This window comes from Bacillus sp. ISL-78, assembly GCF_018613455.1.
GTDB lineage: Bacteria > Bacillota > Bacilli > Bacillales > DSM-1321 > Peribacillus > Peribacillus frigoritolerans.
This window is the reverse complement of the sequence record NZ_JAGGQC010000037.1, coordinates 24,172-30,564: the sequence shown is the minus strand read 5'-3', so window position 1 is coordinate 30,564 and position 6,393 is coordinate 24,172. Positions and strand designations below refer to the sequence as shown.

The 6,393-nt window shown below is 34.4% G+C and carries 6 protein-coding genes; 3 read left to right on the top strand and 3 right to left on the bottom strand.

Going from position 1 to position 6,393, the window contains the following annotated elements:
• Positions 1–208: 208 nt before the first annotated feature.
• Positions 209–742, bottom strand: coding sequence for a GNAT family N-acetyltransferase (locus J7I96_RS25130; RefSeq protein WP_214923000.1), 534 nt, complete (start codon positions 740–742; stop codon positions 209–211).
• Between the two features lie 487 nt (positions 743–1,229).
• Here J7I96_RS25130 and sda point away from each other — a divergent pair, with 487 nt between their 5' ends.
• The 3 genes from sda (at position 1,230) to J7I96_RS25115 (ending at position 3,138) form a co-directional block, all read left to right on the top strand.
• On the top strand, positions 1,230–1,379 hold the full coding sequence (sda, locus tag J7I96_RS25125; protein ID WP_214768438.1) for a sporulation histidine kinase inhibitor Sda: 150 nt from the start codon (positions 1,230–1,232) through the stop codon (positions 1,377–1,379).
• A gap of 289 nt (positions 1,380–1,668) precedes the next feature.
• Entirely contained in the window at positions 1,669–1,983 is a 315-nt protein-coding gene (locus tag J7I96_RS25120) for a hypothetical protein (RefSeq protein WP_214768439.1), read from the top strand.
• Between the two features lie 33 nt (positions 1,984–2,016).
• Entirely contained in the window at positions 2,017–3,138 is a 1,122-nt protein-coding gene (locus J7I96_RS25115) for a type II asparaginase (protein WP_214768440.1), read from the top strand.
• A 190-nt stretch (positions 3,139–3,328) separates the two neighbouring features.
• On the opposite strand, the gene J7I96_RS25110 is transcribed toward J7I96_RS25115, so the two are convergent.
• On the bottom strand, positions 3,329–4,765 hold the full coding sequence (locus tag J7I96_RS25110) for an amino acid permease (RefSeq protein WP_214768441.1): 1,437 nt from the start codon (positions 4,763–4,765) through the stop codon (positions 3,329–3,331).
• A gap of 135 nt (positions 4,766–4,900) precedes the next feature.
• On the bottom strand, positions 4,901–6,352 hold the full coding sequence (locus tag J7I96_RS25105) for an aldehyde dehydrogenase family protein (RefSeq protein WP_214923013.1): 1,452 nt from the start codon (positions 6,350–6,352) through the stop codon (positions 4,901–4,903).
• Positions 6,353–6,393: the final 41 nt, after the last annotated feature.

The following is a 6,393-nucleotide window of genomic DNA, read 5'->3' as shown; positions in this document are numbered from 1 at the left end:
TTTAAAAGTATAACTAAATATAACAAAACTTTCCAAATACGGTTCATTGGAAGGTTATTTGGCATGCACAAATTTAGTATAGCATGAAATATTTTAAGTTTTCATTGAAAAATGTTGACTAACTATTAGCTGGTTTAGTTCCAGAAGAAAAAGGTTGCCGCAGCAACCCTTTATTAAACTAACGAACCTATTGGCGGAAGAACATTAATTAGAAATTACTTTCAAGTAATGAATAGACAAAAGTATCGTGTGCTTCACCATTTTGATGCATATATTTCTTCAAAATTCCCTCTTTTTGAAAACCAATTTTGGTTAGTAAATTATTAGATGCTTCATTGTCAATAAATACCACAGCACCTATACGAGTTAAATCCATAACATCAAAGCCATATGAAAGAACTTTAGATATTGCTTCTGAAGTATATCCTTTTCTCCACTGATCTGGATGGATTTCATATCCTATTTCTGCTCTTTTATGTTTAGGCAACCAAGCATTAAAGCCAATCGTTCCAATTATACCTTTGGTCTCTTTTCTTTCAATCCCCCAACGTATGCCTCTTTTTTCATCGTAGTTTTTTGAAAAGAAAGCCACGAACTTCTCTGCCTGTTCTATACTCTGTAATGTATCTTGTCCGTAATAACGTGTTACATTGTGGTTAGAAAAACAAGCAAAAATACCTTCTGCATCCTCTTTTGTTATTTCTCTTAGTATTAGTCTTTCTGTCTCTAATATTGGAAACATTAATAACTCTCCCTTGGTATTCTTTCTTATGTATCTTATTACACATAATACCATATATTCCATCGGGTTCCTTAATAAACTAAACTGCCCCTATAGTTCATTAAGCAAAGAGGCCAACAAATGGCAGTTCCGGGCAGTAAAAACTGGCTAACCTTATAATACGAACGCACCCGTTAGTTCATTCGGGTTTGTTGGGTTGACACAAACTGTGAGGTGAAAATTAAGGTAAAAAGGACACAAAAGATTACTCTAAATATATTGTGTTTAATGATGTCGGTATTGTTTTATGTAGATTGAAATATAGAATAAATATGAACCCTATTTGTTACAAAAAAGTTCACTCTATATTTTTAAGTTGGAGACTACCTTCGTTAATTATAAATTACTATAATTTGTCTTACTTATTATATTATTATTTAATACTTAATATTAAATACATTTCATTGTATGTTTAAACGTGGTTTTAAAGAAATAGAAGAGGGAAGATATGAAAAAAATAAATGATCAACTATTGATAGACTCATACCTTAAAGCAATTGAATTAGACTTAGAAAAAAAAATCATCCTCGTTCTAGAAGAGGAATTGAAGAAAAGAGGTCTACCCCTTTCGATCAAAAAGATAGGAGTAACTAATTAGTATATGCTTGAAACTGTAATTCTTTGCTTTCTTTTTTTTCTAATTCTTGTTCCTCATTAGTTAATTCTCTGTATAAGACTTAAAACTAACTAACTCTCAAAGATTGACTTTTAAGTGTCCAAAATATTGACTCAAATCCACTTTTAGAATTAATTAAATCTCTTACCTGAATTTCGACTAAACTTTCATTTGTCCTTTATGAACTAAACTGTATACGGATTGATACGCAAATACCATTGTTGAAGGAGACTTCAATGTATATATAATATTCGTTAAGGAGTGATGAAAGATGAAAAGCGTAACAGTAGATAAGTTAAAATTCAAGAAACAATTATCGGTGATTGAACAAATCACACTGAAAGATTTTCTGTATACCTGGGTAGGCAGCTCAAGCAAGGGATTTGATGATTTTTTTCACCTTGAGTACACGGTAGATGTATTTGCCAAAATGGAAAAAACGACGAATGACACCAATTTGTGGATTTCTGATGATGATTATTTCAGATACATAACATTGACGGAACATAATCAAATTGTGATAGGTGTTTTAGATAAGAATTCAGAATTAAAACATAGAATACTTCCATTAGATAAGATTAAATGATTACATAATTAATAAAGAAGGAGCTAGCTAGACATGAACATAAAAAAATATCTAGGAATCACATTTCTATTGGTTACACTATTATTTTCTGGATCTATCACTGCAATCCATAGCTCAGCAAATAGTAATCTAAAAGAAGAGAAAGTAGAAGCAACATCAACAAATCCAAAGTTAAACAATGTGAAAATTATAGCTACTGGTGGAACGATTGCAGGTTCTGCCACATCAAATACTGACACAACTGGTTATCAACCAGGTGCACTTGGTGTTGAAACACTAATTAAAGCAGTTCCTGAATTAAAACAAGTAGCAAATGTGAGTGGAGAACAAATCGCCAATATTGGCAGTAACAATATGGATAATAAAACCTTATTAAAGTTGGCGAAACGAATTAATGATTTATTAAAATCTAAAGACGTTGATGGAATTGTCGTAACACATGGTACAGATACCTTAGAAGAAACTGCTTATTTTCTGAATCTGGTCGTAAAAAGCAATAAACCTGTCGTGATTGTTGGATCAATGAGACCGGCTACAGCTATAAGTGCAGATGGACCTTTAAACTTATATAATGCTGTAAAAATCGCTGCTAGTAAAGATGCTAAGAACAAAGGTGTTTTAATCTCATTAAATGACCGGATAGGTTCTGCACGCTATATAACAAAAACCAATACTACCATGACAGATACATTCCAATCTGAGGAACAAGGCTATTTAGGAGCAATCGCAGGTAATAAAATATTTTTCTACAATGAACCCACTCGTAAACATACAATCAAATCGGTGTTTGATGTATCAAAACTAGATAAACTTCCTCAAGTGGACATTATTTATAGCTATCAAAATGATAGTAGATATTTTTACGATGCAGCTGTGAAAGCAGGAGCTAAAGGAATCATAATAGCAGGTGAAGGAAACGGCTTAACTTCTGATACTGCTTTTGAGGGTGCTAAAGACGCTGTCAAAAAAGGCGTGATTATTACTCGCTCTAGCCGTGTAGGAAATGGTATTGTTACGAGAGAAAAGATTGACGATGAAAATAACTTTGTTACAGCGGACTCACTTAATCCTCAAAAAGCACGTATTTTGACGATGCTTGCATTAACAAAAACAGATGATCCAAAAGAAATTCAGCAATTTTTCAACGAATATTAATCATTAAAATTAGAATTTCTTGATTAACTAAAAGTGAATGAAATTTTAAGCATACGATGGTATGAATCACCAACGTATGCTTTTATTTATTTTTGCATTAAGTTGAACTAAATTGTCCCAGTTGCATAAAGAAAAAGCTGCCTTAAAAGCTTAGATTTTCAGCTAACGCACCCATTAGCAAAAAATCTCTTTACTTAATATTCCTAATATAATCATCCGTTATATTATAAGTATTTATCTGATCCTTATTTCCTCGATTTTTCATATAGTGGAAGAGATAGCATAAAATAATAAAAGGTACTCCACAATACAGAGCAATTCTTTGGCTCGCATCAAAAGCAAGACCTATACAAGAAGCAAGACACAAAACACAAGCAGCAATGGGTACAAAAGGATAAAGTGGTGTACGGAATTTTAAATTTTTAATATCTCCACCCATTTTCAAAAAATGTTTACGGAACATGTATTGTGATAAAACAATCCCTATCCAAACTACTACTACTGCAAATCCTGATATTGCCACAAGTACTACATAAACTGTATCAGGTGCAAATACACTAGATAATAGAGATAAACAAGCTACTGCCATACTTATAACTAAAGCATTCAATGGTACTCCATTTGACGTTATCTTTCCAAAAAATGAACTTATCATTTTCTCATTTGAAAGAGACCATAACATACGAGTAGATGCATATAGACCAGAGTTCGCTACAGAGAGTAAAGCTGTAATAATAACAAAGTTCATAATATCAGCTGCATAAGGAATTCCGATGTTGTCAAAAACCATCACAAATGGACTTTCAATGACTCCTGCTTCTTCCCAAGAGATTAAACCAGATAACACAAAAATTGCACCAACAAAGAAAAACATTGTTCGCCAAATTACATTTCTAATAGATCTAGGAACGTCTTTTTCTGGGTTTTCACTTTCTCCAGCAGCAATGCCAATAAGTTCTGTTCCTGAAAAGGCAAAATTAACGGAAATCATGGCCATAAAAACTGGAAGCAGGCCATTTGGGAAAAGACTCCCATCTGCAGTGAAATTAGAAAGCATGGGGGCAGAGGCCCTATCATCCATTGGAATAAATCCAAGCATTGCAGATCCTCCAAGTACAATAAATAAGATAATAGTAATTATTTTAATACCTGAAAACCAAAATTCGGTTTCTGCAAATATTTTTACTGAAAAGGAATTAAGTAAAAATATTAGAAGCGCAAAGACGGCGCTCCACATCCAAACAGAAGTGTGAGGAAACCACCTCTGCATCAACAGTCCAGAGGCGGTAAATTCGGAACCTACCGTTACCACCCAAGTAAGCCAGTACATTAAACCAATAGTAAATCCAGTTGCAGGACCGATAAATTTGGTAGCGTAAGTTTGAAATGAACCTGTTACTGGCATAGCAACAGTTAGTTCGCCCAGGCATAACATGACAAGGTACATGATTAATCCGCCTACTAAGTAAGCGAGAATCGTACCTCCTGGTCCAGCTTGGCTAATTGTATATCCACTGCTCAGAAAAAGACCCGTTCCAATTACACCACCTAGCGAAATCATGAACAAATGCCTGCTTTTCATTGAACGTTTCAACTGGTTTTCATTGGTATTATTTGTGTTTGGCATCTAGTCTCCTCCTCGTTATTTACTACTCTGCAAGTACTTATTTTAATAGATAGCAATATACAAAGGTTACATTCTTACAGAAAAATCAGAATATTTAATATAAAGACTGACCTGCACAGGTCAGCCCTTATGTGATCATATTGTTTTATTAACTTTAAAACAAACAACTTTTGGTTCAGTCATTTCTTGAAGCGCAAACTTAATTCCCTCGCGACCTAAACCAGAACCTTTTACACCTCCGAAAGGCATCGCATCAATGCGATAATCTGAGCTATCATTTACCATAACCCCACCTACATCAAGTTTACGTATGGCTCTAAATGCCTTATCTAAATCACGAGTGAATATACCTGCTTGCAATCCGAAATCTACACGATTAGATTGGGAAATAGCCGTATCAAGGTCAGGAACATTATAAATGGTAACAACTGGGCCAAAAACCTCTTCCGTTGCCAATTTACAATCTTCTGGTACATTAACTAAAACAGTAGGTTGATAAAAAGATCCTTCCCGTTTTCCACCACAAAGCAACTTTGCACCTTTCTCAACAGCTTCATTTACCCATCTTTCAACACGTTTTGCTTCTATTTCGGAGATCATTGGTCCCATATCTGTTTCTTCTAATAATTTATCACCTACTCGATATTGTTGAGTACGATCAATAAATTTACCAATAAAGTCATGATAAATACCTTCTTGAACATATATTCTCTGTACCCCTAAACAATTTTGTCCAGCTGCCCAAAATGCTCCAGAAACAGTTGATTTCACAGCTTCTTCTAAATCGGCATCTTTCAATACAATAACGGGTGAGTTTGATCCAAGCTCCATACATATCTTTTTCAAGCCTGCTTTTTGAATAATTGCTTTGCCAGTGGCAAGTCCTCCTGTAAAAGAAATCATTCGTATAGCTGAATGAGTAATTAGGCTATCTCCCATGTCACCTGGATGACCGGTAATGACGGATAAAACTTTCGGTGGCAAACCGGCTTTTTCAAAAGCTTCTGCCAATAAGAGAGCACTTAATGGTGTTACAGTTGCTGGTTTCACAATAATAGCGTTCCCAGCAGCAATGGCAGGACCCACTTTATGTGCAACAAGATTCAATGGATCGTTAAAAGGTGTTATAGCTACAATAATTCCAATAGGAAAACGATAATAGTAACCTATGCGATCTTCGCTTCCTGGCATTTGATCAAACGGAATGGTTTCTCCATTCATTCTCCTTGCTTCTTCAGCACTTATACGAAGTGTTTCAATACAACGTAGTACTTCTTTCCTTGCTTCTTTAATTGTTTTACTTCCCTCACGAGCAATGGTAGTTGCATATCTTTCCTTATTTTCAAAGATCCAGTCCGCAGCACGATGAAGAATAGCAATTCTTTCATGTGTTGGCATATCTGCTGCTATTTTTACTCCTTTTTTTGCTTCTTCAATAGTATAAATGACGTCTTTTTCATTAGCAGCAGGAACTGTTGTGATTAAACTATGATCTTGTGGATCCAAGACTTCAATGCTTTTATCACGAGATACCCATTCCCCAGCAAGAAACATCTTATTTTTATTTATTAAATTGTCAGTAAACATCATACAAAATCACCTCATGATAAGTAATTTTTAACTTATAA

Bases quoted from the DNA above. Each gene is read 5' to 3' on its own strand.
- J7I96_RS25130 (WP_214923000.1), bottom strand. From the start codon at position 742: ATGTTTCCAATATTAGAGACAGAAAGACTAATACTAAGAGAAATAACA.
- sda (WP_214768438.1), top strand. From the start codon at position 1,230: ATGAAAAAAATAAATGATCAACTATTGATAGACTCATACCTTAAAGCA.
- J7I96_RS25120 (WP_214768439.1), top strand. From the start codon at position 1,669: ATGAAAAGCGTAACAGTAGATAAGTTAAAATTCAAGAAACAATTATCG.
- J7I96_RS25115 (WP_214768440.1), top strand. From the start codon at position 2,017: ATGAACATAAAAAAATATCTAGGAATCACATTTCTATTGGTTACACTA.
- J7I96_RS25110 (WP_214768441.1), bottom strand. From the start codon at position 4,765: ATGCCAAACACAAATAATACCAATGAAAACCAGTTGAAACGTTCAATG.
- J7I96_RS25105 (WP_214923013.1), bottom strand. From the start codon at position 6,352: ATGTTTACTGACAATTTAATAAATAAAAATAAGATGTTTCTTGCTGGG.